This window comes from Flavobacterium aurantiibacter (assembly GCF_002251775.1).
Lineage (GTDB): Bacteria > Bacteroidota > Bacteroidia > Flavobacteriales > Flavobacteriaceae > Flavobacterium > Flavobacterium aurantiibacter.
The window spans coordinates 22896-49209 of the sequence record NZ_NOXX01000226.1 but is presented as its reverse complement, the minus strand read 5'-3'; the positions used below and the strand labels follow the sequence as shown (position 1 = coordinate 49209).

Sequence of the window (26314 nt, the reverse complement as noted above, 5' to 3'; positions counted from 1 at the left end):
GATATTAATTCTTGTTTCGTTATTGTCATTTTATCTCTGGCCTAAAACCAAAAAGATACTTCTTCGTAAGTCAATAGCTAAACAAAATGATAAGCAATTGGTGTCAAATACCACCTCATTATTCCAAAAACAAGTTGATTCGATTATCTTTGCACCTCAAAATTCCGAAAGACCATGTTTGATAATCTGAGCGAAAAACTCGACAAAGCATTTCACATACTAAAAGGACACGGTAAAATTACCGAGATCAACGTAGCTGAAACCTTGAAAGAGGTTCGTCGTGCTTTACTCGATGCCGACGTTAACTTTAAAATTGCGAAAGATTTTACCGCACGCGTTAGAGATAAAGCTATTGGACAAAACGTTTTAACGACACTACAGCCGGGACAACTGCTCGTGAAATTAGTGAAAGACGAATTGGTAGACCTTATGGGCGGCGATGTTGCAGGTGTTAACCTCTCCGGCAATCCAACTGTAATATTGATGTCTGGTTTGCAAGGTTCTGGTAAAACAACCTTTTCCGGAAAATTAGCCAACTACCTTAAAACCAAGAAAAATAAAAAACCACTTTTGGTGGCTTGCGACATTTACCGTCCGGCGGCAATTAACCAGTTGCACGTAGTAGGTAAGTCGATTGACGTGGAGGTTTACTCGGAAATCGAGAACAAAAATCCGGTCGAAATCGCGCAAAACGCCATCAAATACGCAAAAGCTAACGGTTTTAACTTAGTAATTGTCGATACCGCTGGGCGTTTAGCTGTTGATGAGGAAATGATGGACGAAATTGCCCGCGTGCATCAAGCCATCCAACCGCATGAAACGCTATTTGTCGTGGATTCGATGACAGGTCAAGATGCCGTTAATACAGCAAAAGCCTTTAACGATCGACTAAATTTCGATGGAGTTGTTCTTACAAAGCTCGATGGTGATACACGTGGCGGAGCAGCATTGTCGATTAAATCGGTCGTAAATAAACCCATTAAATTTATCGGTACTGGCGAGAAAATGGACGCGATCGACGCGTTTTACCCTTCACGTATGGCCGATCGTATTTTGGGAATGGGCGACGTGGTTTCGCTTGTAGAACGTGCCCAAGCTCAATTCGATGAGGAAGAAGCACGAAAACTTCAAAAGAAAATCGCAAAGAACCAATTCGGATTCGACGATTTCCTTGCCCAAATTCAACAAGTGAAGAAAATGGGTAACATGAAAGACCTTATCGGAATGATTCCCGGCGCTTCCAAAGCAATGAAAGATATCGACATTCAAGACGATGCATTCAAGCACATCGAAGCCATTATCTATTCGATGACTCCTGAAGAACGCAGCAAACCAACGTTAATTGATACAAGACGTAAAAACCGAATTGCAAAAGGTTCTGGAACCAAAATCGAACAAGTAAATCAATTGATGAAACAGTTCGATCAAATGAGTAAAATGATGAAAATGATGCAAGGCCCCGGCGGTAAGCAAATGATGAAGATGATGGGCGGCATGAAAGGTATGCGATAAGCAAGCCGCATTTTCTCCCGATAACACAACAACACAACTACTATGAATATTTTAGACGGGAAACAAACAGCGGAAGACATAAAAAACGAAATCGCAGCTGAGGTTGCAGCCATGAAAGCCAAAGGCGAAAAAGTACCGCACTTGGCTGCAATCATCGTTGGAAACGACGGCGCGAGTTTAACCTACGTAAACAGTAAGGTAAAAGCCTGCGAACGCGTTGGATTTGAGTCGACCCTCATTCGGATGCCCAGCACTACTTCCGAAACCGAACTACTCAAAAAAATCAATCAACTTAACGCCGACGATAACATCGATGGATTCATCGTTCAGCTTCCTCTACCGGATCAAATCGATACGCAGGAAGTCATTAACGCTATCGATCCGAGCAAAGATGTCGACGGGTTTCATCCGGAGAATTTTGGAAAAATGGCGCTCGATATGTCGACATTCATTCCTGCCACGCCCTTCGGAATTCTCGAATTATTAGAGCGTTACAACGTAGAAACCAAAGGGAAACACACCGTAGTTATCGGTCGCTCGCACATTGTTGGCCGCCCGATGAGTATTCTCATGGGTAGAAAAGGGTTTCCCGGAAATTCGACTGTTACACTCACGCACAGTTACACAAAGAACATCGCACAAATTACTACCCAAGCCGATATCATCATCACAGCTTTGGGCGTTCCCAACTACTTAAAAGCCGAGATGGTTAAAGACGGCGCCGTAGTTATCGATGTGGGAATTACGCGCATTGCCGACGATACAACACCAAAAGGTTACCGCATTACGGGCGACGTTGATTTTGAAAACGTAAGCAAGAAAACCTCGTACATTACTCCCGTTCCCGGTGGTGTTGGTCCGATGACAATTGCAATGCTTCTAAAAAATACGCTTTTAGCAAGAGAGCAACGCAGGTTGGTGAAGTAACTTTTTTAGCTACAGTTTTTTAAAGTTGCGGAATTGCAGTTAGATAGTCAAAGAAGTTGGTTTGCGGTTTTTTTAACTCATTTTTTTACGCTTGCTCTACTGCAATAGTTGCTCAACAATTCTAAATACATCGTTTCTATAATAGGCTGATACGCTAGAAAGGTATACTTTAAGTTTATTTCTTTCTACATGGTTATAGATGTACTTGGCAATATTTGTGAAATCCGATTCATTTGTAGAATAGTAAAACGACATACTACAAACATCCTTAACAAATTTTGATTCACTGAGTTGTAAAGCAGTTTCTTTGTACTTATCTATGATACCACTATGGTAACTAGTTCGCAATAGCTCTAGCAAATCAAAGGTTTTTCCATCGAGTTTTTTTACCTCAAAATAAAAGTCAAAAGCTTGCGTACTTCCATTTTGGATCGCATATCTCGCCTTGTTTAAAATGGCAACTCGGTATTTTTTAAATGCCTCAGCTGGAGCATTTGCCTGCATGAAAAGATACTTTTCAATTTCATAGATGTGTTTTCCGTGAGAACTTAACAAAGAAGTAAGTTTTTGAACATCGTTTCTTTCCTCGTAAATGCCAATCAAAAACTTAACATACGGTATGTTATAATTTTCATTGACATTCCTATTTATTTGCTCGATACAATATTCTTCGGCCTTTTCAAATTGTCGGCATTTAATTAAGGCTCCAATCAACGCGCAATTGTAGTCGTTTTGATAACTTCTCGGTCTAAATTTACTGTAGTTCTCGTCGAACAAGTTGTTATCTATAAAAATTCTAAAAAAGAGTTTTTCCAATTCATAGTTAAAACCAAAATAGTCGGTTTGAGCTTTAACGTGAATTGCATTTACTTGCTGTGCAACAAATCTTGCAATAGCATTTTTTTGAATTTCATTTGATTTTGAATGTTCGTAAATGCTTTGGCAAAGCTCAATATCAGTAGTATACATTTCTTGCTCGAACAAGAGTGAAAAATAAAATTGCATACTCGTTTGCCATACGTCAAAATCGCTAATTTTAAATAACGACAGTACTAAATTGTTGTAAATGTTTTCGATCAATTTTGTTATTCGAGGACTCGAAATGTAGTATCTGCGTCTAAAATCTACAATCTCAGTAGTCAATGCTTTCACGAGTTTATATTTAGACTCATCTATCACAGTACTAAAAATAAAATCTTCTATGGGTTTTAATGCGAGTAACAAAGCGTCGGTTATTTTTTTAAGCTCATTCGTTTCGATTTTTCTTCTTTTTGCTACGACTGAAAAAATACAATCTTGAATGGTCTTTTTTATGGTTGCTTCGTCAATAACAGCTGCTTTTAAATCAAATTCATTTTTAAAAATAAAGGCAATTTCTTTGTTCTTTTTCAAGAGTTCCGCAAGCCAAAGACGTAAATCGTCGTTTGATACGGTTTCGAGTACTAACTCAATTTCCGTCAATTTCTTTTTAGGTGTCTTTTTTACGATAACTTTCTCGGTTTTTTTCTCCGATAAAAAATGGGCCAGCGCAATAATGTGATTGCAAATACCACCATTTTCACAATCGCAATTGGTTCCCTTTATGTTTTTTTTCGCATCAAAAATTATTTGAACATCGAAACTTTCCTTGTTTTCATCTACGTAAGCAACAAAAGTATCTTCGTCTGTTTGATCTAAATCGCGAACAGTTAGTTTTTTAGCTGTTTTTAGTTTGTTTTTATTTTCTTCTAGAAGCTTATTTAGTGTCATAAAAATAATAATGCGGCTCAAAACAAAGCTTTCGATGTGATAGAGCATAATTTACTACAACAACAAATATAACGGTGTTTGATTTAATAGGTAAGCATCAGCAAAATTATCAAAGCTTTAAGTTGCTGTATTTTTAAGCAGCTCATCCCGTTTTACGCTATAGTCCTCGTGCAAAAAGCGGTGTTCATAGGGCCAAAACCGGCTTCTTGGGTCGCCGTTTTTAGCCCAATTCACACACGCTTTCTGCACTCTNCACAAAATCCTGTCCTTCCCGAGATTTTGGATCAAGGATTGCGCCGCTCACCGGATCGTTATTTTGGTCAAAAAAGGAGTGAGTGGTTTTCAATGACCTAAAAGAAAACATTGTAGCTTGAATTGTAATAATTAGTGCAGGGTTTAAATTTTAAGTACTTGAGTCAATAATCTTTATGAGTTGCCATTTAGAATTGATATATTTAAAAATAAATTGAACGTAAACTCCTGTATCTTCTACCTCTGCCGTTAGGGTTACATTATCAGCTTTAGAATTCCATGCTGTTTTCATTTTAACATCGATCATAAAATACTCCCAGTTGTTTTTTGGAATGGTACTAATCATGGAGACATCACCATTTTCGCCCGTTGCATAACATTCCACCTTGTCGTAAATTCTATTAAGTTGTTTCGCCTCAGAGAAGAAAAATTCTATTTTCAAGAGCGAGAAGTCTTTTTCTGCTTCTGCTTTTTCGTTCACTTTCTGATTGGAACAGGAGTAGAATGACAGAATAAAGACAAAAATGAGTAGTAATTTTTTCAAATTGAAATACATTTTTTATCGGTGTTCGAAGAATCTCCGCTAAAGCTACGATTTCCTCAAAGGGTAAATTTAAGAATAGCTAGTAGGTAACTCTTTCCATTAAAAAATACAAAAGTACTAACCCGTTCTTTTTTGGGCAACTTCGCCATAACTAATTATCCGCTACCGTGCTATCGGGTGACTCTGGTAATTTGGCAGGGATTGCATTGGAGGCTTTGCCGAGCAGATGAGGTAAATTCACTTTTTTATATAGGTAACACAATTGCGCCATAAAGTTAACACTACTATACTATTTTAATACACTATCTACAACCACGCCTCGGGATTCGTGCGGATATAAAAAAGCCCCTACTTTAAGGATTTACTATTTTAATTTGGGATGTTACCTGTGATAATCAAATAATCTTTGTTTTTTGTAATTTCTGCAAATATGGTATCACTATTTATCCGAAGTATAGGATATACTTTATTAAATAAAATTACATCACCGTTTACCTTTTTTAAAGAAAGATCTTTAACTAACAAATCCTCATTTGTATAATGATTGTCTTTCTCAAAAAATTTTGTGTAAAGTCCTTCTGATGCACAAGCCTGAAATTCTGTTAATTTACCATCTTTATATTTATATGTTTTTTCAATTGTTAATGTTCTTCCCTCTTGTTTAATAAATGCAGGACAGCCTGAATTTTCAGTATAATAAGCATAAATGATCTTTAAATTGCCGCTATATTCGCTTTTACAGGAAATAACAACCAAAGACAATAGAAATAAATTACTTAGTAGGTTTAATAACTGTTTTTGTTCTTTGTACATATTTTCTAGGTTGGACTATTATTTTTACAACCGAATTAGTTTTATTCGCTTGCTTAGTAATGCCATTAATAACTCTTTTAGTTTCTGCGTCTGAGGTATTTGTAGAAGAATTATTTGGGTTAACAATAGTGAAACAAGCCAACGAACCCGAGTGTCTAATCCTATTTTCTTCTTCATTTTTATAAATACCTCCTACATGAAGCATAACACTACTTGCAGTTGTGCTATTCTCTCCTTTATCATTTTTTCTTGGTGCGGAATTCAAAATATTACTACCATTTTGCTCTAATTCAAATGCTGCTGTATCGTTTTTGTGTGGATATGGAGCAATGTAATCTGTAACATATTCATTTGAACTTTCTGCTGCCGGTTCAAACGCAAGATTATCTAAAGTCATAGTGTTTCCACCATCTTTGTTTACTTTCCAAGCATCTCTTGTAACCATGAAGCTCATCTTGAATTTTGGATCTTCATCGTCGGTCACATTAACTTGATATATAGGTACCTTTATTGTATAATAAGCAAATTTGCCTGCGTTATAAGAACCAACTATTTTTTGATATGCGTAACCTACAACTTTATTTGTTATGGTTATGATTGGATCTCTTCCATCTGGGTCAATGTAAAGTATTNGGCTTCTTGGGTCGCCGTTTTTAGCCCAATTCACACACGCTTTCTGCACTCTGGGCTGCCGCTGCAACCGGGGCTAGGGCATACGTTACTAACGTTTAGTGGAAAAATACCTATAAGTAGGTAGTTTTAGCAGGAGATAATCCCATAAATTAGCGAGGTACAAATGTAATGAGTAGCACAAAAGGCGAAACAAGTTTTCAGTTTAGCACATTCAAAACACGCATAAATTTTTTGATGCAAGGTGTTGTTATTAAATGATTTAATCTTGTTTTTAAAAATTAAGAAAGTGAAGGGAATCACGCCAATTAATGAGTTAACCATCATTTTAACACGTGTCGTATTAGTAAAAATAAGCACGTATCTTTGTTGAAAATGAAAGGAAAATGAACACCAAATTAACGTTGACAATCGAAAAAGAAGTCATTAAAATTGCGAAAGAATACGCAAAAGAAAAAGGACAAAGCCTTTCAGAAATGGTTGAAAACTATTTCAAGTTTGTTACTGTCAATCGAGCAGAAATAAAAGAAAAACAGCTCTCACCGAAAGTTAGAAAGTTAAGAGGAATTATCAAAACGGATGATAATTTCGACTACAAACAAATTTTAACTGAAGAACTTTCTAAAAAATATGGCATATAAACTTTTTGTAGACTCTGATGTTGTGATCGATTTTTTCACCGACAGAGAACCGCATGCGAATCCTGCAAGTGAGCTTTTTGAACTGAATGAACAAGGAAGTGTTAAACTCTTTTTGTCTGCTGTTAGTATTAACAATATATACTACGTAGTTCGAAGATTTTTAGGTCATAAAAAAAAATTGAAGTTATAGAAACGTTGACAGAAATGACTGAAATCATTGGAACAACTAAAACAGAAATTGTTCGAGCATTAAAAAATGATTTTTCTGATTATGAAGATTCTATTCAATATTCTTCCGCTCTAACCATAAAAGACTTAGATGTGATTATCACGAGAAATATAAAAGATTACAGAAATTCTTCAATTGCTGTGATGACTCCGTTGAATTTCCTAAAAATGAAAGAGAAAAATAACAACTAACACACCTAACCCCTCCACAACATCCCTCACCAAAACATAAAAATTCCAAATCAGAACGAACCCAAACAAAACGTTTTAAAACACGCTCGTTCCCAACGATTTTTCCGGTAACGATTGCCCGCGGCCGCGATTGCAGAGGAAATAAAGTTGTGGCAACGGCCTGTGTTTGCGTTGCAGGAAAAGCGACCTGCGGAAGCTTTGCTGGTAACTGCAAAAACGGCTGTTGCAAAGCTTTATTGAAACGGAAAGCGCGAAATGCCGCCCAAAAAATTACAACGCTAATTTGTCTTTGTTAATTCTCCAAAAGTAGCCCGCAACCAGTGCTAATGCGCATAGTATCAGCGTAATTTGGATAGCAACCGGAATTTCACTTTCAGCTGCACGCGTTCCGAATGCCCACAAAGCGGGTAAAATAACGATTATGGTTTTTACGCGGTGGTAGAAAATTTGAAAAACAATTGCCGTAGCCACAACGGCCATAACAATTGCAATAGGTTGCTCGAGCGTTTTGAAAAATTCGAAGCCCGATTTTAAACACACGATCGCGGCATTTAAAACCGTTGCCAACGTAACCCAACCCAAGTTTAAAGCTGGAGCCCAGGCGAGATATTTGGCGTACGTAAAACTCTCGTTCGACTCGGAAAGCAAACGATCGGCGGCGTACAGCAAACACAATACCTGAGTGACTAGGGAAAGCAGCGCCACCGTGGTATAACCATCGATGAACAGAAAACCCCAAGTGGCATTTGCCACGTGATGTACGATTAAAACGGCCATCACTTTTTTGATTTTATCGAGCGGCAACGTAGGTTTTACGAGTAAATAAATCGAAAAACCAATTTGAAAAAGGAAGATCAAACTCCATATTCCAAAGGTGTAACCCGGCGGTGTTAGCAAGGTTTGATACTGTGCCGAAACCGCGCCGATACTGCTGCCGTGGTAGTTTCCTGAGCCAGTGAGGTAATTGCCATACAGCATAAATGCCGTTGCAAGAAAAAGTAAGATTTTGTAAAATTTGTAACTCATAGCGCGCAGGATTCTGCCTTAAAATTAGAAAAAAACCTTTAGTTATCGGGTGTTACCAACAAAATCTAATCGAAATCGTCGATCTCGGAATTTTCGGCAGTTCCGTGTGATTCGGCAATTAACTGCTGCAATTCGGTCAGTTCGTCGACACGCAATTCTCGAAATTTTCCGACAGGCAAATCCAAAACAATGTTCATGATTCGTATGCGTTTGAGCGCAGTAACCTCGTAACCCAAATACTCGCACATGCGGCGAATTTGGCGGTTTAAACCTTGCGTAAGCACAATTTTAAAAACGTATTGACTAATTTGCGTGACTTTACATTTTTTAGTCACCGTATCTAAAATCGGTACGCCGTTGGCCATGCGGCTAATAAAGCGTTCGGTTATGGGTTTGTTTACCGTGACGGTGTATTCTTTTTCGTGGTTGTTTCGCGATCGCAATATTTTATTGACGATATCGCCGTCGTTGGTTAGTAGTAATAATCCTTCGCTGGCTTTGTCGAGTCGGCCAATCGGAAAAATGCGTTCGGGATACTTAATGTAATCAATAACGTTGTTGCGCACATTTTGGTTGGTGGTAGTTTCGATTCCCACTGGCTTGTAAAACGCTAAGTACACGTTTCTTTGCTGTAGTTTAATGCTTTTTCCGTCGACATAAACCACATCGGATTCGGCAACTTGGCTTCCGGGTTCGGCTAGGGAATCGTTAATTCGAACCCGACCTTCGGCAACCAGCTTGTCGGCCTCTCTTCGCGAACAAAAACCGCTTTCGGAAATGTACTTATTGATTCGTTTGGTCATTTATGAGGCTTTTAAAAAGCTGAGTAATTGTTGGTAGAGATTCGCATCGTGCAACGAATGACCTAATTTTTTGGTCGGTACGAAGGTAACATCTTTCCAGTTAGCAATAATTTTTTCGCTTTCGCTGAAGGCAACTACATCGTCGTGGGCGTCGTGCGCAACGAAACCTTTAATTTGCAGCGACTTAACGAAGATTTTACTGGAGAACAACTGTGTTTCTACATTAAATCTCGTTGAAAACGTTTGTGTGAGTCCGCGAACATTTCTCGGACGCAGCGATAAAATGCGGGCGTAATTAGAAATGAGTACATCTAAATCGGATGGCGCACCTAAAATAGCCGCTTTTTCGACCGTTTCCGGATTGCTTTTGTGCAAAGCGTAAATACTTGCCGATCCGCCGATAGAATGCGCGATAAGCTGTTGTATTCCGAATTTCTGAATCATAGCGGCTATGACTTCTGCGTAAAGCGGAACGGTAAAGAGCGTACCCGACGATTTTCCGTGTGCTGGAGCATCGATTGCATAAATATCAAATTGGGCTTTTTTGAGGTAGGGAAGGAGTTTCTTCCAACGTTTGCTGTTGCTTTCCCAACCGTGAACCAACAAAATTTTCTTACCGTTTCCTGGAAAGCGGTACACGGCAATATCGTGATCGGCAATGTTGTGTATTTCTTTCTCGGCAGTTTGTAAGACTTTAGGAATTTTTCCGAGCTGAATTTTGCCTTTTCGCGGCGTACAAAAAATCTGGAAAGCTAAAGCATCACTTTTCTTGGGCGCAACTAGGTGCAAGACGTTTAAAAATGCGCCTATAGATTTGGTGAGAATGCGGTACAAAAACGGATGCATATAAAATAACTGCGGTAAAGGTCGGAAATTCTTGTGGTTTTCGGCGGTGTTGTATAAAATACGCGGCTAAATCAGTGCGGCCGCTTGGACATTACGGATATAATGAAATGTCGAACATAAAAAAAGCCGTTCAAACGAACGGCTTTGTATGCTAAGTGTCTGCTATTACAAGCTTGCAATCAAGGCTTCAATTTTTTCGCGCTCTTCGTTAGCCAAAGCAGCATCTACAAGGATTCTTCCAGAATGCTCGTTGGCGATGATTTTCTTGCGCGCAGCAATTTCCACTTGTGTTTGTGGTGGAATAGTAAAGAACGATCCGGCGCTAGCACCACGTTCGATAGAAACTACCGCTAAACCGTTGCGAACGCTGTTTCTGATGCGGTCGTAAGCAGCGAGCAAGCGCGGTTCGATAGCCGCACGAAACTCTTCAGATTTTGCTTGAAGCGCAGTTTCTTCTTTCGAAGTTTCGTTCATGATCGCTTCCAGTTCCGATTTCTTGTGGTTCAAGTGTTCTACTTTCTGTGAAAGTTTCTCTTCCGATTGTTCTACAACTTGCTTTTTGTATTCGATAGAAGCACGCATTTCTTTAATGTGCTTTTCCGCCAATTGAATTTCCAATTCTTGGTATTCAATTTCTTTAGCTAAAGAATTAAATTCGCGGTTGTTGCGAACTGATTCTTGCTGTTTGGTGTATTTTTTAATTGCTTCACGGTGCTCCTCGATAGCGTTTTTGCGCTCTTTAATTTGGTCTTCAATAACATCGAGTTCCGATTTAAGTTTTTCCGTACGCGACTTCAAACCCGCAACTTCGTCTTCTAAATCTTCCACTTCCAAAGGTAATTCACCACGCACGCTGCGGATTTCGTCAATTCGTGAGTCAATTAATTGTAAATCGTAAATCGCTCTTAACTTATCTTCTACAGTCAATTCTTTTGTGCTAGCCATATATTACAGGTAATTTACCGGATTAGTATTCGTATTCGCTAAAATGATTGCAAAATTAGGCAATTTTTCTTTAAGAAAATCAGCGATTTTGTATTTTGTAAATTGCTCGGTTTCGTAATGTCCACCGTCAACTAAAAGCAGCTGATTTTCAGCGCTAAAGAAGTCGTGATACTTTAAATCGGCCGTAATATATGCATCGGCTTTCGCTCTTTTTGCCGCGTGTATTGCCGAACTTCCCGAACCACCAAGTACTGCCACGCGCTTTATCTTCTTATTAATGAAAGCACTGTGACGCAAAACGGGTGTTTTCAAAACACTTTTCGTCAGTTGTAAAAAATCGGCTTCGCTAAGCTCGTTTTCAAATTCGCCTATCAATCCCAAACCTGCGTTCGAACTTTCGTTTTCCAATTTGTAAATTTGGTAGGCAACTTCTTCGTACGGATGCGCCTGTTTCAATGCGTTTAACAGTGCGGCTTCCTGTCCGGCTTCAAACAGCATTTCCAAGCGAACTTCATTTACCTCAGAACGCTTGCCAACAGCACCAATAACGGGCGTCGCGTCTTCCTCCGGTTTAAACGTTCCCGTTCCGTTGTTTGAAAAACTACATTCGCTGTAGTTACTGATGTGGCCACCCCCCGCCATAAAAAGCGCATCTTTTACTTGGTTAACATTGGCTTCGGGTACGTAAGTAGTTAACTGTCGGAGTTGTTCTTTTTTAGGAACGAGAAACCGACAATTTTGCAAACCCAAGGCTTCGGCCAAGTACGCACTTACGCCCGCCGCATCGTTGTCTAAAGCCGTGTGAATAGCATAGAGTGCAATATCGTTTTTGATCATTTTCAAAACAGCACGTTCCACGTAGTTTTTGCCGGTAATCGACTTCAAACCACCGAAAATAATGGGGTGAAACGCTACAATAAAATTGCAGTTTTTAGCCACGGCTTCATCGACTACTGCTTCCAAAGCATCGTGACAAACCAGAACGCCCGTCACTGTTTGCTGGGTATTTCCCAATAATAAGCCAACGTTGTCGAAATCTTCCGCACGCCGCAATGGAGCAAGGCTTTCCAGCACTTTTAAAATTTCACCTACTTTCATACACTAAAATTTTCGCTAAAGTATCGATATTTGCGCAGCAACGAAACCATTCGCTGTGGGTTACTGCAAACGCCTATGAAATTTCTTCGGTTTCTTCTCTTTCCTTTTGCTGTCATTTACGGTTGGATTACCGCTGTACGCAATTTGCTGTTCGATTTTCAGCTGCTGCGTGGAAAAACGTTTGATGTACCGGTTATCAGCGTTGGAAATTTGTCGGTCGGCGGAACAGGTAAAACACCACATGTTGAATATCTAATTCGCACATTGAGTGCATCTCATCGTGTAGCTGTTCTCAGCCGCGGTTACAAACGGAAATCGCAAGGTTTTGTGCTCGCTTCGGCCAATTCTACAGTAGCCGACCTAGGTGATGAACCTTTCCAATACCATCGAAAATTCCCGCAAATTCAAGTGGCCGTTGATGCGAATCGGCGTCGGGGAATCGAATTGTTGAGTCGGAGTTCTTTCCAACCTGAAATCATTTTGCTCGACGATGCTTTTCAACACCGTTATGTAAAGCCGGATGTTCAGATTTTACTGAGCACTTTTGAGCAACCTTTTTTTTCCGATTTTTTACTGCCGACAGGAAACTTGCGCGAATACCGCAGCGGCGCCAAGCGAGCAGATTTGATCGTAATTACCAAATGTCCGCCAGATTTAAATGCTCAGGTTTTAGCTTCGTATGTGTCTGAAATAAAGCGCTATTCAAAAGCCGAAGTTTTTTTCAGTACTGTTGGCTATGCCGAGCAAACGGAAGGCGATTTTCAGCTTAAAACATCCGAACTTCCGCAACTTAAAAAAGCGATTTTTACAGGGATTGCACAGCCAAATCCCTTCGTAGCTCAGATTTTAAACCCAACCGATGCTGTGTTTGAATTTGCTGATCACCATGATTTGACGGAGTCGGAACGGGCGATGATTCAAAAAAGTGCCGATCTGGTTGTAACGACCGAGAAAGATTATGTTCGGGTAAAATCGGTTTGGGAAAAGCCGGGTTTGTGTTATTTACCTATTCAAGTGCAGTTCGTCGACGAGGCAAATTTTTTAGCGGCGTTCGAGCGCAAGTTCACAAAATGTGCCGCTATTCTACGGAAACGTTCATAAACTGGGCGATCGTTTTGTAAAACGTAGTCGGTTCAAATGGTTTTGTAATCACTTCCGACATTCCATATCCCATGAGCATATCTCGATTTTCCAATAAAGAAATTGCCGTTAAAGCAATTATTGGCGTGGTGGAATCGAAATTTCTGATTTGTTCGGTAGCCGTGGTTCCATTCATTCCAGGTAAGTGAACATCCATCAAAACCAAATCAAATTTGCGCTCTTTTAGTATAGAAACTGCATCTTCGCCGGTTTCGACAATTTCGCATAAAATCGATTTCTTTTCCAGCATGCGCTTGGTGATCATTTGGTTGATTTTATTGTCTTCAACTAAAAGCACTTTCTTTTCCATGAGCACACTTTCATCTACAACTTTTTCGGGTATTTGTACGCTTGCTTGCTCTTCGTATTTAAAATAGCAAGTAAAACTAAAGGTACTTCCTTTTCCCATTTCACTTTCTACCTTAATTTTAGAACCCATAACGCTTAAAATGCGTTTAACAATGGCCAAGCCCAAACCGGTTCCGCCGTACTTGCGATTAATTTCGTTACTCCCTTGCTTAAAGCTCTCAAATACAGTCTCGATCTTATCTTTAGGAATTCCAATTCCCGTATCACTGATGATGAATTCTATCGATACCCAATCTTTATCAAACGCGCCAACACGCGCATGTAGTTTGACGCTCCCGTTAGAGGTAAACTTCAAAGAGTTATTGAGCAAATTCAATAGCACTTGCGACAGCTTAATCCGATCGCCAAAAGTCCGTGTAGGAATTCGATCGTCAATGTCTAAAATTAATTCGTTTTTGTGCTCTTTGGCGAGCTCTTGAATAGAGTTTACCAAGTCTGACAGCAATATGCGAAAATCGAAATAGTTTTCGTCCAACTCTAAGGTATTCGATTCAATTCGTGTGATTTCGAGAATTTCATTTATGTAATTCAGCAGGTGATTGGCGCTGAATTTCAACGAATTCAAATACTCTAGTTGATGTGCTTCCGGTTTTTCAGATAATAGCAAGTGTGTTAATCCAGTGATGGCGTGCAAAGGCGTTCGCAGCTCATGACTAACTGTCGATAAAAACTCAGATCGAACTGCCGAGGCTTTTTCTGCGCGCTCTTTAGCGATTTGCAGTTCTTGGTTTTTCTCTTTCAGTGCTTTATTACTTTGCTTTCGAATGCGATTATTTCGGTACAACGACATACAAAGCAACGACAAAATCGCAACCGATGAAAAGCTCAAGATGTTTATTAACTTAGAAAATCGCTCTCCCGCGTGATCTAAAGAAACGTCGGCCTTGATATTGGCATTAATACCCTGTTCTTTTGTCGGTTCGTTTAATGATGAGAATAAAATAGGCTTCACAGAAAAGCTAGACTGGATAGCAAACAAGTAGCCGTTACACAGCAATAGTGCAACTACGAGAACTAAAGATTTATGTCTGAGAAAACCTTGCAAAATTTATAAGTTACTGTTCAAAAGTAGCATTATTTTTTGGCTATGTGCCGCAAAAGGTCAATTATTCTCGACGAATAACCGGTTTCGTTATCGTACCAACCAACAATTTTGACCATTCGATCGATGACCGAGGTTAGTTGCGCATCAAATAAACACGAATTTCGGTTTCCCAAAATATCTACCGAAACAATTGGATCTTCGGTGTAAGCAAGAATTCCCTGATACCTGTTTTCGGCTGCGAATCGGAACGCTGCATTAATTTCTGAAACACTAGTTTCCCGACTCACATAGCAAGTAATATCCGTTAACGAACCGTCGGGAACCGGAACGCGAATACCGCCTCCGCCCATTTTATTCGATAAATTTGGAAAAATACGTGTCAAAGCTTTTGCTGCTCCCGTTGTCGTCGGAACAATCGATTGCGATGCAGCTCGCGCTCTACGCAAATCTTTATGTGGTTGATCATGCAAACTCTGATCGGTAGTGTAGGAGTGAACCGTGGTAATGTACGCCTGCTCAATGCCACACAACTCGTCGATAATTTTCAACATGGGTGCCGCGTTATTCGTCGTACAACTCGCATTAGAAATCAGTTTTTCACTGCCGTCTAAAACCGCTTCATTCACACCTAAAACCACCATTTTGATAGCTTCTGTTTCCGATGGTGCAGCTAAAACAACCTTCTGTACACCCGTTTTCAAATGTTGCGAAAGCTCGTCTACGGTTTTAAACTTTCCAGAACTTTCAATAACGTAATCCACCGAGTGCCGATCCCAAGCAATATCGGCCGGATTGCCGTGTTGCGAATAACTAATCTGATGCTCATTAAGTTTAAAACCTTCTTCAGTACTAACAATTTCATCCGATAAAATACCGTGAATACTGTCGTATTTCAACAAATGAAGCATCGTACTTTTGTCGGCAACGTCGTTTATAGCAACTACTTCAATGTCGGTTTCTCGCGCCAGTAAACGCAATACAGTGCGACCAATACGGCCAAAACCGTTAATGCCAACTCTAATTTTTGCCACTTATAAAATGTGCTTTTGTGCTTTATACGACGAGCGAACCAAGGCACCGCTTTCAACGTGTCTAAATCCTAAGCTGTAGCCGTATTCTTCGTATTTCTTAAACTGCTCAGGTGTGATAAATTCTTTCACAGGCAGGTGTTTTTTACTCGGCTGCAAGTATTGGCCAATCGTTACTACGTCAACATCGTTGGCACGTAAATCGCGCATGGTTTCCATAACTTCCGCCTCAGTTTCTCCCAAACCAAGCATAATTCCGCTTTTTGTTCGGTTAATTCCGTTGGCTTTCAAATATTTTAAAACGGCTAACGAACGATCGTATTTCGCCTGAATACGTACTTCACGTGTTAGTCGGCGTACCGTTTCCATATTGTGCGATACCACTTCTGGATTGGCTGCAACAATGCGGTCAAGCTGTCGCTCGTTTCCTTGAAAATCGGGGATAAGCGTTTCTAAAGTGGTTCCCGGACTCATACGTCGGATGGCAGCCACCGTTTCTTCCCAAATGATCGATCCACCGTCCTTCAAGTCGTCGCGATCTACGCTAGTTATAACTGCGTGTTTGATATTCATGATTTTAATGGAACGCGCAACTTTTTCAGGTTCTTCCCAATCAACGGTCTCGGGTCGGCCTGTTTTTACGCCACAAAAACCACACGAGCGCGTACAAATATTGCCGAGAATCATAAACGTTGCCGTTCCTTCTCCCCAACATTCGCCCATATTCGGGCAACTTCCCGAGGTGCAAATCGTGTTTAATTTATATTGATCTACCAAACCGCGTAATTCGGTGTATTTTTTCCCGATCGGCAGTTTCACCTTTAGCCATTTTGGCTTGGCTTGCGTAGTGTTTTGTTGTTCTAAAACCGTCTCCATAGTTTCAAATTACGAGGTAAAGATACGTTTAAAATCTTGTTTTTTGTGGGCGGCAATTCCCGCTTTTCACTTCAAGTACGCAAAGCAATATGCGCGTTCACTCGGCGCACAACGGGCTTCCTGCGGTCGCCGTTTTGCTTCGGTTCACGCAGCAAATTGCTTTTTGCGCGCTTTCCGTTGCAATCGGGGCCGCAAAAGCGTTACAACACAGTCTTATCCGATTCTTCCGCTTCCTTCTTGTCGTAGTGTTCCCGAATCTCAACGGGCTTAGCACCACCGTGCATACGCATTTGCAACACGTCAACCAAAAGCGAAAACGCCATGGCAAAATAGATATATCCCTTCGGAATTTCCACACCGCAACCTTCCGCTACAAGCGAAAATCCGATCAACAAAAGAAAGGCCAACGCCAGCATTTTAAACGCCGGATGCTTGTTTACGAAATTACTGATAGGTTCGGCAGCAAACATCATTATGGCAACTGTTACAATCACCGCAACATACATAACCCACACTTCGCGAACCATTCCTATAGCTGTTATAATCGAATCAATCGAGAAAACCATGTCCATTATTAAAATCTGAACCAGCACTTTTCCAAAGGTTACCGCCGCTGTTTTTACGGTTTGATCGCCACTAACACCTTCCATTTTATGGTGAATTTCAGTTGCGCTCTTGTACAACAAAAACAAACCTCCCGCCACTAAAATCAGGTCTTTACCCGAAAATCCTTTTTCAAAAACATGAAACAAAGGTTCTTCGAGTTTGAGAATAATGCCAATAATCAGCAGTAAACCAATTCGCAAAATTCCGGCAAGAATTAATCCCAATCGGCGTGCTTTTTTCTGTTCGCTAGCAGGTAATCTGTTGGCTAAAATACTGATAAAGATTACGTTGTCTATTCCTAGAACAACCTCTAAGGCAATTAAGCTGAGTAACGAAATAAGTAACTCGTATTCCATAAGTTCTGTTAGTTTGTGCGCAAATTTAGTTGCTGTTTAAGCTTTGTTGTATCTTGTTTAGGGTACTTTAACAAATTTTATTCTGTTACCTTTGGCCGCTTAAAATAGCAGCAAATTTAATTCGAAACCATGGAAGTAAAAGATACCAACGGCACATTGCTACAAGACGGAGATACCGTAACCGTTATTAAAGATTTAAAAGTGAAAGGTAGTTCGGCAGTCATAAAACGCGGAACAGTTGTTAAAAACATTCGCTTAACCGATGACCCTGCGGAAATCGATTGCCGGGTAAATAAAGTTGCTATGGTTTTACGAACTGAGTTTGTGAAAAAAGCCTAATGCAATCCGCTTACTCAATAGTTTAAATCTTTGAAATCAAAAATCGATTACCAGAAAACGCATTCGGTAAATCTGCTTCAGCACAGTCGTTTCAACTCAATTTCTTGGCTAATATTCGCCTTCGTTGGCAATGATTTCCGCCAGTAATTTCTTCGCGCGAAGCAATTTAATTTTCACGTTATTGAGCGGTTCATTGGTTTTGTTCGCAATTTCTTGATACGACAATTCCTGGAAGTACCGCATTTGAATTACTTGCTGGTAATGTGGTTTGAGCTGCTTGATTTGTCGAAGCAAGTTCGATAAATTTTGCTCTGTAATGAGCACATCTTCCGCAGATGGTGTATCGTCGATAACGCCATACGCCAATTCTTCATCGCCTAAATTGTGAATTTCATGCAAAGCTTTTCGCTTGCGAATCAGGTCAATGTGTACATTCTTGGCGATGGCAATCAGCCAGGTATTGAACTTAAACTCGGGATTGTAGGTTTTTAGCTTATCGAACGCTTTAGCAAATGTTTCAATAGTAATATCTTCTGCATCCGTTTCGTTTTCAGTTCGTTTCAGCATAAAGCCATAAACTTCATTCCAGTACCTGTCGAGCAAGTGCGTAAAAGCCGTTTGATCGCCTGCAATAGCTAATTGTATGTACTGATTTATTTCCACTGAACTGGTTTTGAAAACGTATTGGCAATGAAGATACACAATTGTGTGAAAACCAACGCTATTTCAAGAATGGGATAAAAATACATCGTATCTTTTTCCTGTAGTTTTCCGGCCGTGAAACCTAGGCACAACCAGGTTGATAAATACCGCAAACCAATAAGTGAAACTACAATAATCCATTCAAATTGGGCAATAAGCAAAACGGTTGCCAAAACAGGAAACGCTAGTTGCGTAGCATAAAAAATAGATAACTGCAAGCGATCAAAGGCCTTATAGTAGTTCGCAGTAGTCGAATGTCTGCGCTTTTGGCGGAACCAAGTTCTAAAACTTGTCTTTGGTTCACTAATGGTAAACGCATGTGGTGCGTCGGCATAGGTCGTATTTTTCTTGGTGGCTACTTGATTCACAAATAAATCGTCGTCGCCCGAACGCAATTTTAAATGATCTCTAAATCCATCTACTTTGAAGAACTCCTCGCGCTTATAGGCTAAATTTCGGCCAACTCCCATGTACGGTTTTCCGGCTAACGTCCATCCAAAATATTGAACGGCAGCTAACAAGGTTTCGTATCGAATCAGTTTATTCAAAAATGAATTGGGTATTTTTCGGTATTTTCCATAGCCTAAAACAATGGTTTTTTGCATGGTAAACTGTCCGGCCATTTCCTTTAACCACTGATTTGACGCCGGAACGCAATCGGCATCAATAAAAAGTAAATATTCTTTTGTGGCTGCTTTAATGCCTAATGTCAGTGCAAATTTCTTGTTGCCCCAAAAAGCTTCGTTATTAACTACTTTAACGATTTTAATCATGGGGTATTGCGCCTGAAACCGTTCAAAGACCTCTAAAGTATCATCGCTAGAAGCATCGTCAATCAAAACAATTTCAAAGTCGTGATACTCTTGCGCAGCTAAAAGTGGAATGAGTCGCTCTACGTTTTTCTCTTCATTCTTAGCGCAAACTAAAACCGAAACACCAATTTTTTTTGGCGTACCACTGCGAACGGGTTTAAAGCTAAATTTCGCAAAAACAGCCCAATAATAAAGGAGTTGCAGCACAACCACAACGGCAAAAACACAAAGTAAAATGGCATACATAGCTAGCTGTTCAGTTTTGTCGGCGGCAAAGGTACAAAGCTGCTGTCGATTAAAAAATTTTGTAAAATTTCAGTCGGCTACTTATCGAGTAAAACAACGTAAACCGAATAAATCCAGTATTGTTTACTTTAAACCGATTCAGGAACTAAATTTACCTCAGGTTCAATGGTTATATCAAACGTTTCGAAAACCACTTGTTTGACTTCCAAAGCTAATTGGTACAATTCAGGTCCGCTTGCCGAACCGTAATTTACAAGTACCAACGCTTGTTTTTCATGTACTCCTGCGTCGCCGCGACGAAATCCTTTGTAACCAGACTTTTCGATCAGATATCCCGCAGGTACTTTTACTGTTCCATCTTCGAGTAAGTAATATTTAATATCGGGATGTTTGGCCAGTACTTCCGCAAATTTATCGGCACTGATAATCGGATTTTTGAAAAAACTACCGCTGTTGCCCATTACTTTTGGATCGGGAAGTTTCGATTGTCTAATTTTAATCACCGCACGACTTACATCGATCGGCGTAGGTTCGCTGATGCCGGCAATTTCCAATTCTTGCAAGATATCGCCGTAATTCAAATGTAACTGGTGGTTTCGTTTTGTGAGTTTGAATACAACTGCGGTAATGATGTACATACCTTTTAGCGCTCCTTTGAAAATGCTTTCGCGATACGCAAATTGGCAATCGTCGGTACGGAAAGTTTTAAATTCTGCTGTTTTTCGGTGCAAAGCTTCGCAATACACCATTACGTCTTTGATTTCTACGCCGTAGGCACCAATGTTTTGCATCGGTGCCGTTCCCGTGTTTCCGGGAATGAGCGATAAATTCTCTAATCCGCCGTAGCCATGTTTTAAACTATACACCACCAATTCGTGCCAATTTTGTCCGGCTTGAGCTTTTATCCAAACAAAGTCGTCGTCTTCATCAAGAACTTCAATTCCTGGAAAATTAATTCGCACTACCGGAATTTCAATATCGCGACTCAACAATATATTACTGCCTCCGTTTAAAACGAAGTAGTTACTGTCTTTTAATTCTTCCACAATAGCGACCAAATCAGTTAAACTGTTTGCAGTATAAACTTCTTTAGCGATAACATCAATTCCAAAGGTGTTGAATGGCTTTAGCGATACGTTTTTGTCGGGCGTCATATAAATTCAATTGGTGCGTCGGTAATTATGCTGCCAAATTTCGCGTTATAGATTTTATACCACAAGTGAAAAACCAATAAAGGCGTTATTACAGCTGTATATTGGTTCGGATTTTTGAAAAACTCATTTACTAAACGGTTCTTGTCAATATTTTTGAAGTAAGGCAGCTCGAAAATCGGACTTTTTCGCAACTCTTCAACGTCGTTTCGCAAGATGTCTATTTGGGTTAAATACTTGGCGTAGGGTGCACTTAAGCCAACTTTTCTGAAATCGGTTACTTCTTTTGGCAAGCGTTTCATCAATGATTGTTTCTGTACATACTTGCCTTTTTTTCCAGTAAACAGCCAACGATCGGCTAATTTTCCTGCGCCGATAATCAGTTTGTGATCCAGAAAAGGCTCTCGACATTCAATCGATGCTCCCATGGTACAGCGGTCGTTTCGATCAAGCAACGATGCCAGGTACGTATGCTGATCAAAGTACAACGCCTGTCTTTGTAAATTATTGGGATACAATTGTTTCGCTTCCGCCAAAATTTGATAACGATAAGCGTTTTCAGGCTCGGAAGCCAAATTGTACTGCTTTTTTAAATCGTTCGGGTATAAGTTACTGCCGTTATAGATAACGCGAGCATCATTCGAGCTTATTTGCGAATAGCGGTAAAGTTTATCCCATCTTTTAGAACTTCGGAAAAATTCTAAGGCACAGCTTACTCGAGCCGCATGAATTAAATTTGGATAGGCGAGTGGTTTGTAGCGCACATAACCGCCAAACAATTCGTCGGCACCTTCACCCGAAAGCAATACTTTCACATTCGATTTCGCCAAACCAGCTAAAGCTAGCAAATGCGGTTCGCTCAAATGCGTAAGCGGTTCGTCTTGTAAATAAATGGATTGCAATAAATTGCCGTAAAAATCGCTGCCATTAATTTCCAACTCATGGTGTTTGAAACCAAACTGGTTCGATACTTTGCGAGCTAACTGCGATTCGTCGTGTTCGGCTTCTGCGAAAGCAACATTAAAGGTATTGATGTTTTTAAAATGTTGTTGAAACAAGGAAGCCGCTACTGCTGTCGAATCGAGTCCGCCGCTAAGCATTAATCCAACAGGAACGTCGCTAACCATACGTAATGCCACCGATTCGTCGAAAGTTTCTGTAAACCACGCTACTGGGTCATTGATTTGAGACGACTTTGCAATTTCTTCACCCAAATTCCACCATCGAGTTTCGCTACTGTAGCCTTGTGCGCTGATTTTTATAAAATGACCGGGTAACACTTTTTTGATGTTCGCAAAAAGGGTATTCGTACCAGTGGCAAACCGGTTAAAGAAGTACTCTTTGATACTTTCGGTAGCTAGAACAATCGGAATATCGGCACTAAATAACGCTTTTTGTTCACTTGCAAATAGATACGAATTTCCGTGCGATGTATAATAGAGTGGTTTCACACCCATGCGGTCGCGAACAAGCGTGAGGCTGCGCTCTTGCGTATCGTAAACGGCAAAAGCAAACATTCCGCGTAAGCGAGGTAAAATGGCAGTTCCATATTTGCTGTAGCATTCAACTAAAACTTCAGTTTCCGAATTTGATTTTAGCTGAAAACCGTCGGCGCGAAGCTCGTTGGCTAATTCTTTGAAATTGTAGATTTCACCATTATATGTTATTACAAAACGCCCATTTGCGGATGTAAATGGTTGATGCGCCGCCGATGATAGGTCGAGTATGGATAAGCGTCGGTGACCTAATCCGCAATTCGAAGCGGTGTAATAACCGTAGACGTCCGGACCGCGATGCTCCAATGTCAGCGTCATTTTTTCAAGAAGCGCTCTTTCTGTAAAGAGGTTATCTTTAATTTTAAATATTCCGGTTATTCCACACATGTTGTTTTTGGTCGATTAGTTTGTGATAGCGCGCTGCGATTATCTTCATATTTACGTGATAATTCGCATTTTGGACTACAAATTCTCTATTTTTTTGTGTGGCTTCAACGATTTTATCTCTGTTTTCGCCGATCCATAATAGCGAATCTGCTAGTTTCTGTGGGGATGCAGAAACGAGCAATCCGTTTACTAAATTAGCAATAAAAGACTGATTTCCAAGAATATCGCTAACCACTGGAAAACAACCCGCAGCCATGGCCTCAAAAAGCGAGGCTGAAACGCCCTCGGTTTCCGGCATTGAAACATAAATAGGGTGTTCTGATAATAATTTCGGTAATGCTGTATTGGGAATGCGGCCTGTGAAAACAACCTCTTCGCTAATGTTTAGCTCGCGAGCAAGGGTTTCCAATTGTTCTTTCTGCGCACCATCACCAATTATAGTTAGTTGAAAATCAACATTTCTTTGCTTTACTATTCCAAACGCCTTTAACACTAAATCGTGTCGATATTCAGGAAGTAAGCTTCGCGTAACGATGCACTTTAATTTCGCTTCCGAATCGGGAAAACGCGTAAAATAAAAGCGATCGGTGTCGATACCTTTCGGTAAAACCAGAACCTTATTCATATCTACACCAGCTGCCTTCATCGAATGCGTCATAACGGTACCCCAAGCATGAATCAAATCCGCTTTTTTGAAAGCGTAGCTTTGGATGGCTTTTTTTAACGGATGAAGTATCGAATTTTCAGGCCATAGGTCGGTTCGTCCTTGTTGAGCAATCACGCAGGGTTTTACTTGCGAAAGTGCAGCTAGAAATCCGTAACTGGTTGTTCGCTCTGCAATTACCATATCTGGTCGTTCTTCTCGAACAATACGTCGGATTTTCGGCAAACAAAATAAATACTCAAAAATCCGTTTTGTGCGATCCTTAAAACTGTAACCTCCTTGTCCTAATTCCCAAGTTACGAATTCAAAATCACCATAGGTTTCGAGCCCGCGCATCCAAGTTTGTGCGTCGGCACGGTACACTTCACCTAAAAATAAAATCTTTCTTTTCATTAGTCGGCAACGTCGAAAGCGCGATTTAAAAAGTCGTTTAAAGGTTTTATTATTTTGAAATTCGCGACAACATCAGAAATGAAATTGCTCTTAAATAAATCGTCGAACGGAATATCGCGCTGTACGATAAAACTCTTTAATTGCAAGTGTTTGATGGCAGGATGGTCTTTTTCAAAATCTTTTGGAGCTGTTTTTAATGTGTGCTCGTCGCGTTGTAAATCGTCAAAGGCAGTCTTAAATTTCTTTTCCGAAAGTATTTCTTGTAAATCGTCGTAGAAGAAAGCTATTTCTGTGCGGATTTTCTTTAAATCTTTAGCCTCAGGCATGTAAATTCCGCCGGCAAGGAAACTTCCTTTGGGATCAACGTGTAAATAATACCCGGCTTTCGGATTGTTGGCATGCGCGGGCGAAATCCAAAAGCCCATATGTGTTTTGTAAGGCGATTTATCTTTGGAGAATCGAATGTCGCGATTGATGCGAAAAACCACTTTTTTAGCTTCTACATCGGCCATTCCTAAATCGAATTCTTGGACGCCTGACAGTAATTCTTGTGCCAATTCCAAATAGTGTTTTCGATATTTTTGGTAGCTATCTTGCTTACTTTGAAACCAATCGCGGTTGTTGTTTTCGGCCAGATCCTTTAAAAATGCTATCGCTTCTTGCTGTATCATTTTGTTTTTTCTTCAAATTGAGCTGTTGTAAATGAACCTATTTCTGCCCACTTTTGTTCGCCAGCCTCATAAAATTGCACGTACGGAAGTGTGGTTACGTTAAATTCTCTGGCAAGCATTTTATTTGCTTCTACGTCTAATCGCAACACTTGTACTTCTGGATGCGCTTTTTCAAAAGCTTCCACTTCGGGTTTCATTTTAATGCAAGGTGCGCACCATGAGGCCGAAAATACAACCAAAGTCTTTTTTTGCGCGCGTAATTTTGCTTTAAAATCGCTTAAAGACATTCCTTTTTGATTTTCTGGAATGGGTAATTGTGCTTGGTTTTGATACGCACTGTAACCTCCCTTAAGTTCGTAAACGTTCTTAAAGCCACTTGCCACCAAAGCCGCTGCTGCTTTTTTGCTTCTTCCACCACTCAAACAAAAAACTAAAACAGGTTTTTCTTTGTCGAGTTGTTGTACTTCTGTATTGAAATTGTCACCGTTCCAATCGATATTTTTTGATTTGGAAATCGTTCCGTTTTTGAATTCTCCCGGAGTACGCACGTCCAATAGTTGCGCGTCTTTTTGTAGCGCAAGTTTTTGGAATTCAGTCACATCTACTTGTTTGAAATCGGTTGGTTGTCCTTGACACGCGGAACCGATAAACAGTAAAATAGCATATGAAATTAGATGAAGTATTCTCATAGTACGAAGGTAAATGATTATAAATTACAGATTAAAGATTTTATATGAAATTCCAGCAGCTGTAAGTACTTTCAATGTTCGGTCTTCGTGGGTATCGGTCACGAAAATCTGTCCGAAGCTACTTTTTGCTACCAGATCGATAATGTATTGAACGCGGAATTCGTCGAGTTTGTCGAAAATGTCATCAAATAGAAAAATAGGTTTCTTGCCAATTTTTTGATGCAACAGGGTAAATTGTGCCAATTTCAAAGCGATCAGAAACGACTTTTGCTGTCCTTGCGAACCAAACTTTTTAATGTTGTGATTGTTGAGTTTGAATTCGAAATCGTCACGATGAGTTCCAACCGTCGTAAATTGAAGTACGCGATCTTTGGGCAAACTTTCGTGAAGCAAATCCATAAATCTGCCAGTACTTAAATCCGATTTATAAGAGATTTCAGCGCTTTCAGCCTGTCCAGAAATGGCTGCATAATATTCTTGAAACAAAGCGTTGAAAGGTTCAATGAATGCTAAACGCCGTTCGAAAATTAGTTGTGCTTCGCGGTCGAGTTGCGCGTTGTAGATTTGGAGTGTATCGTTGTCGAAAGTCAGATTTTTAGCAAAGAACTTTAGCAAGGCGTTTCGTTGCGCCAAAATGCGTTGGTATTGAATTACGGCTTGCAGATAGAGTGGGTCGGTGGAAGCAAGAATGGTGTCCACAAATTTCCGTCTGTTTTCACTTCCATCGGTAATTAAATCGCGATCGGCGGGCGAAATTAGAACGGCAGGCACGAAACCTAAATGTTCAGAGAACTTTTCATAAGCCTTGCCGTTTCGTTTGAGCACCTTTTTTTGTCCGCGTTTCAGACTGCAAATTAATTGTTCATTTTTATTGTCAACGTTGTATTTCCCGTCGATGACAAAGAAGTCGGCCTCGTGACGAATATTCTGAACCGCCAGCGGATTAAAGTAACTTTTGCCGTAGCTTAAGTGGTAAATGGCGTCGAGCACATTGGTTTTTCCGATGCCATTTTTTCCTACAATGGCGTTTAAACCCGCATCAAACTCGAAGGATGCATCTTCAAAATTCTTGTAATTCAGCAAATGTAGCTTTTGTAGTACCATAAAATAATTTCGCCGAAAGGCCTCTGCAGAAAAC

The 26314-nt window shown here is 40.2% G+C and carries 27 protein-coding genes; 7 read left to right on the top strand and 20 right to left on the bottom strand.

The genetic code is table 11. The features are described 5' to 3' along the window. Positions 1-174 precede the first annotated feature (174 nt). Both ffh and CHX27_RS14635 read left to right on the top strand, forming a co-directional pair. Positions 175-1512 carry a signal recognition particle protein gene (gene ffh / locus CHX27_RS14640; protein ID WP_094487503.1) on the top strand — a complete coding sequence of 446 codons (1338 nt, stop codon included), beginning with the start codon at positions 175-177 and terminating at the stop codon, positions 1510-1512. Between the two features lie 42 nt (positions 1513-1554). Further along, a complete protein-coding gene (locus tag CHX27_RS14635; protein ID WP_094487502.1) occupies positions 1555-2439 on the top strand; it encodes a bifunctional 5,10-methylenetetrahydrofolate dehydrogenase/5,10-methenyltetrahydrofolate cyclohydrolase in 885 nt (294 codons plus the stop codon). Between the two features lie 96 nt (positions 2440-2535). On the opposite strand, the gene CHX27_RS14630 is transcribed toward CHX27_RS14635, so the two are convergent. From CHX27_RS14630 to CHX27_RS14620, 3 genes are all read right to left on the bottom strand, one after another. Next, the gene (locus tag CHX27_RS14630) at positions 2536-4188 is read right to left on the bottom strand and encodes a hypothetical protein (protein WP_165764530.1); all 1653 of its coding nucleotides are present in this window, start codon (positions 4186-4188) and stop codon (positions 2536-2538) included. 403 nt (positions 4189-4591) lie between these two features. Then, entirely contained in the window at positions 4592-4996 is a 405-nt protein-coding gene (locus CHX27_RS14625) for a hypothetical protein (RefSeq protein WP_094487500.1), read from the bottom strand. Positions 4997-5353: 357 nt separating this feature from the next. Continuing rightward, positions 5354-5797, bottom strand: coding sequence for a hypothetical protein (locus tag CHX27_RS14620; protein ID WP_094487499.1), 444 nt, complete (start codon positions 5795-5797; stop codon positions 5354-5356). Positions 5798-6813: 1016 nt separating this feature from the next. Here CHX27_RS14620 and CHX27_RS14610 point away from each other — a divergent pair. The 3 genes from CHX27_RS14610 to CHX27_RS15855 are packed head-to-tail and all read left to right on the top strand — an operon-like array spanning position 6814 to position 7488. Further along, positions 6814-7068, top strand: coding sequence for a DUF6364 family protein (locus tag CHX27_RS14610; protein ID WP_094487497.1), 255 nt, complete (start codon positions 6814-6816; stop codon positions 7066-7068). Beyond that, positions 7058-7258 carry a type II toxin-antitoxin system VapC family toxin gene (locus CHX27_RS15980; RefSeq protein ID WP_394335708.1) on the top strand — a complete coding sequence of 67 codons (201 nt, stop codon included), beginning with the start codon at positions 7058-7060 and terminating at the stop codon, positions 7256-7258. The genes CHX27_RS14610 and CHX27_RS15980 overlap by 11 nt, the downstream gene beginning before the upstream one ends. 14 nt (positions 7259-7272) lie before the next feature. Then, complete coding sequence (locus tag CHX27_RS15855; protein ID WP_243389023.1) at positions 7273-7488, top strand: hypothetical protein; 216 nt, start codon at positions 7273-7275, stop codon at positions 7486-7488. A gap of 270 nt (positions 7489-7758) precedes the next feature. On the opposite strand, the gene CHX27_RS14600 is transcribed toward CHX27_RS15855, so the two are convergent. The 5 genes from CHX27_RS14600 to CHX27_RS14580 all read right to left on the bottom strand — a co-directional run bounded on the left by CHX27_RS14600 (position 7759) and on the right by CHX27_RS14580 (position 12206). Continuing rightward, positions 7759-8514 carry a tryptophan-rich sensory protein gene (locus CHX27_RS14600; RefSeq protein ID WP_094487496.1) on the bottom strand — a complete coding sequence of 252 codons (756 nt, stop codon included), beginning with the start codon at positions 8512-8514 and terminating at the stop codon, positions 7759-7761. 65 nt (positions 8515-8579) lie between these two features. Beyond that, positions 8580-9317, bottom strand: a complete 738-nt coding sequence (gene rluF, locus CHX27_RS14595; RefSeq protein WP_094487495.1) for a 23S rRNA pseudouridine(2604) synthase RluF — start codon at positions 9315-9317, stop codon at positions 8580-8582. Continuing rightward, positions 9318-10163: an alpha/beta fold hydrolase gene (locus tag CHX27_RS14590; RefSeq protein ID WP_094487494.1), complete on the bottom strand. Its 846-nt coding sequence runs from the start codon at positions 10161-10163 to the stop codon at positions 9318-9320. A 165-nt stretch (positions 10164-10328) separates the two neighbouring features. Further along, the gene (locus CHX27_RS14585; protein WP_094487493.1) at positions 10329-11108 is read right to left on the bottom strand and encodes a zinc ribbon domain-containing protein; all 780 of its coding nucleotides are present in this window, start codon (positions 11106-11108) and stop codon (positions 10329-10331) included. A gap of 3 nt (positions 11109-11111) precedes the next feature. Continuing rightward, entirely contained in the window at positions 11112-12206 is a 1095-nt protein-coding gene (locus CHX27_RS14580) for a Nif3-like dinuclear metal center hexameric protein (RefSeq protein ID WP_094487492.1), read from the bottom strand. Positions 12207-12236: 30 nt separating this feature from the next. On the opposite strand from CHX27_RS14580, the gene lpxK reads away from it, so the two are divergent. Then, positions 12237-13307 carry a tetraacyldisaccharide 4'-kinase gene (lpxK, locus tag CHX27_RS14575; RefSeq protein ID WP_243389022.1) on the top strand — a complete coding sequence of 357 codons (1071 nt, stop codon included), beginning with the start codon at positions 12237-12239 and terminating at the stop codon, positions 13305-13307. Here the strand turns inward: lpxK and CHX27_RS14570 are convergent. From CHX27_RS14570 to CHX27_RS14555, 4 genes are all read right to left on the bottom strand, one after another. Further along, entirely contained in the window at positions 13285-14760 is a 1476-nt protein-coding gene (locus CHX27_RS14570) for an ATP-binding protein (protein WP_094487490.1), read from the bottom strand. The two genes, lpxK and CHX27_RS14570, sit on opposite strands and share 23 nt — an antisense overlap. A 29-nt stretch (positions 14761-14789) precedes the next feature. Continuing rightward, the gene (gap, locus tag CHX27_RS14565) at positions 14790-15791 is read right to left on the bottom strand and encodes a type I glyceraldehyde-3-phosphate dehydrogenase (RefSeq protein ID WP_094487489.1); all 1002 of its coding nucleotides are present in this window, start codon (positions 15789-15791) and stop codon (positions 14790-14792) included. Then, on the bottom strand, positions 15792-16664 hold the full coding sequence (gene lipA / locus CHX27_RS14560) for a lipoyl synthase (protein WP_094487488.1): 873 nt from the start codon (positions 16662-16664) through the stop codon (positions 15792-15794). It abuts the gene before it with no gap. 200 nt (positions 16665-16864) lie between these two features. Further along, entirely contained in the window at positions 16865-17626 is a 762-nt protein-coding gene (locus tag CHX27_RS14555; protein ID WP_094487487.1) for a TerC family protein, read from the bottom strand. 129 nt (positions 17627-17755) lie between these two features. Here CHX27_RS14555 and CHX27_RS14550 point away from each other — a divergent pair, with 129 nt between their 5' ends. Then, positions 17756-17965, top strand: a complete 210-nt coding sequence (locus CHX27_RS14550; protein ID WP_094487486.1) for a zinc ribbon domain-containing protein YjdM — start codon at positions 17756-17758, stop codon at positions 17963-17965. 108 nt (positions 17966-18073) lie between these two features. Here CHX27_RS14550 and CHX27_RS14545 read toward each other — a convergent pair whose 3' ends face one another. The 8 genes from CHX27_RS14545 to recF form a co-directional block, all read right to left on the bottom strand. Continuing rightward, on the bottom strand, positions 18074-18628 hold the full coding sequence (locus CHX27_RS14545) for an RNA polymerase sigma factor (RefSeq protein ID WP_094487485.1): 555 nt from the start codon (positions 18626-18628) through the stop codon (positions 18074-18076). Then, positions 18619-19725 (bottom strand): glycosyltransferase, encoded by a 1107-nt coding sequence (locus CHX27_RS14540; RefSeq protein ID WP_094487484.1) that lies wholly within the window; start codon positions 19723-19725, stop codon positions 18619-18621. The genes CHX27_RS14545 and CHX27_RS14540 overlap by 10 nt, the downstream gene beginning before the upstream one ends. 128 nt (positions 19726-19853) lie before the next feature. Further along, on the bottom strand, positions 19854-20879 hold the full coding sequence (gene murB, locus CHX27_RS14535) for a UDP-N-acetylmuramate dehydrogenase (protein WP_094487483.1): 1026 nt from the start codon (positions 20877-20879) through the stop codon (positions 19854-19856). Continuing rightward, positions 20876-22759 carry an asparagine synthase (glutamine-hydrolyzing) gene (gene asnB, locus CHX27_RS14530; protein ID WP_094487482.1) on the bottom strand — a complete coding sequence of 628 codons (1884 nt, stop codon included), beginning with the start codon at positions 22757-22759 and terminating at the stop codon, positions 20876-20878. The genes murB and asnB overlap by 4 nt, the downstream gene beginning before the upstream one ends. After that, a complete protein-coding gene (locus tag CHX27_RS14525) occupies positions 22734-23816 on the bottom strand; it encodes a glycosyltransferase (RefSeq protein ID WP_094487481.1) in 1083 nt (360 codons plus the stop codon). Before CHX27_RS14525 ends, asnB begins: the two co-directional genes overlap by 26 nt. Beyond that, positions 23816-24487, bottom strand: coding sequence for a DUF2461 domain-containing protein (locus CHX27_RS14520; RefSeq protein WP_094487480.1), 672 nt, complete (start codon positions 24485-24487; stop codon positions 23816-23818). Before CHX27_RS14520 ends, CHX27_RS14525 begins: the two co-directional genes overlap by 1 nt. Beyond that, on the bottom strand, positions 24484-25176 hold the full coding sequence (locus tag CHX27_RS14515; protein ID WP_094487479.1) for a rhodanese-like domain-containing protein: 693 nt from the start codon (positions 25174-25176) through the stop codon (positions 24484-24486). Before CHX27_RS14515 ends, CHX27_RS14520 begins: the two co-directional genes overlap by 4 nt. 24 nt (positions 25177-25200) lie before the next feature. After that, entirely contained in the window at positions 25201-26280 is a 1080-nt protein-coding gene (recF, locus tag CHX27_RS14510; RefSeq protein ID WP_094487478.1) for a DNA replication/repair protein RecF, read from the bottom strand. Positions 26281-26314: the final 34 nt, after the last annotated feature.

Coding starts and splice junctions, on each gene's coding strand:
- CHX27_RS14635 (WP_094487502.1), top strand. CDS start 1,555: ATGAATATTTTAGACGGGAAACAAACAGCGGAAGACATAAAAAACGAA.
- recF (WP_094487478.1), bottom strand. CDS start 26,280: ATGGTACTACAAAAGCTACATTTGCTGAATTACAAGAATTTTGAAGAT.
- ffh (WP_094487503.1), top strand. CDS start 175: ATGTTTGATAATCTGAGCGAAAAACTCGACAAAGCATTTCACATACTA.
- CHX27_RS14625 (WP_094487500.1), bottom strand. CDS start 4,996: ATGTATTTCAATTTGAAAAAATTACTACTCATTTTTGTCTTTATTCTG.
- CHX27_RS14540 (WP_094487484.1), bottom strand. CDS start 19,725: ATGTATGCCATTTTACTTTGTGTTTTTGCCGTTGTGGTTGTGCTGCAA.
- CHX27_RS14620 (WP_094487499.1), bottom strand. CDS start 5,797: ATGTACAAAGAACAAAAACAGTTATTAAACCTACTAAGTAATTTATTT.
- CHX27_RS14580 (WP_094487492.1), bottom strand. CDS start 12,206: ATGAAAGTAGGTGAAATTTTAAAAGTGCTGGAAAGCCTTGCTCCATTG.
- CHX27_RS14600 (WP_094487496.1), bottom strand. CDS start 8,514: ATGAGTTACAAATTTTACAAAATCTTACTTTTTCTTGCAACGGCATTT.
- lipA (WP_094487488.1), bottom strand. CDS start 16,664: ATGGAGACGGTTTTAGAACAACAAAACACTACGCAAGCCAAGCCAAAA.
- CHX27_RS14590 (WP_094487494.1), bottom strand. CDS start 10,163: ATGCATCCGTTTTTGTACCGCATTCTCACCAAATCTATAGGCGCATTT.
- CHX27_RS15855 (WP_243389023.1), top strand. CDS start 7,273: ATGACTGAAATCATTGGAACAACTAAAACAGAAATTGTTCGAGCATTA.
- asnB (WP_094487482.1), bottom strand. CDS start 22,759: ATGTGTGGAATAACCGGAATATTTAAAATTAAAGATAACCTCTTTACA.
- CHX27_RS14550 (WP_094487486.1), top strand. CDS start 17,756: ATGGAAGTAAAAGATACCAACGGCACATTGCTACAAGACGGAGATACC.
- CHX27_RS14630 (WP_165764530.1), bottom strand. CDS start 4,188: ATGACACTAAATAAGCTTCTAGAAGAAAATAAAAACAAACTAAAAACA.
- CHX27_RS14585 (WP_094487493.1), bottom strand. CDS start 11,108: ATGGCTAGCACAAAAGAATTGACTGTAGAAGATAAGTTAAGAGCGATT.
- murB (WP_094487483.1), bottom strand. CDS start 20,879: ATGACGCCCGACAAAAACGTATCGCTAAAGCCATTCAACACCTTTGGA.
- CHX27_RS14555 (WP_094487487.1), bottom strand. CDS start 17,626: ATGGAATACGAGTTACTTATTTCGTTACTCAGCTTAATTGCCTTAGAG.
- CHX27_RS14525 (WP_094487481.1), bottom strand. CDS start 23,816: ATGAAAAGAAAGATTTTATTTTTAGGTGAAGTGTACCGTGCCGACGCA.
- CHX27_RS14515 (WP_094487479.1), bottom strand. CDS start 25,176: ATGAGAATACTTCATCTAATTTCATATGCTATTTTACTGTTTATCGGT.
- CHX27_RS15980 (WP_394335708.1), top strand. CDS start 7,058: ATGGCATATAAACTTTTTGTAGACTCTGATGTTGTGATCGATTTTTTC.
- CHX27_RS14610 (WP_094487497.1), top strand. CDS start 6,814: ATGAACACCAAATTAACGTTGACAATCGAAAAAGAAGTCATTAAAATT.
- rluF (WP_094487495.1), bottom strand. CDS start 9,317: ATGACCAAACGAATCAATAAGTACATTTCCGAAAGCGGTTTTTGTTCG.
- CHX27_RS14520 (WP_094487480.1), bottom strand. CDS start 24,487: ATGATACAGCAAGAAGCGATAGCATTTTTAAAGGATCTGGCCGAAAAC.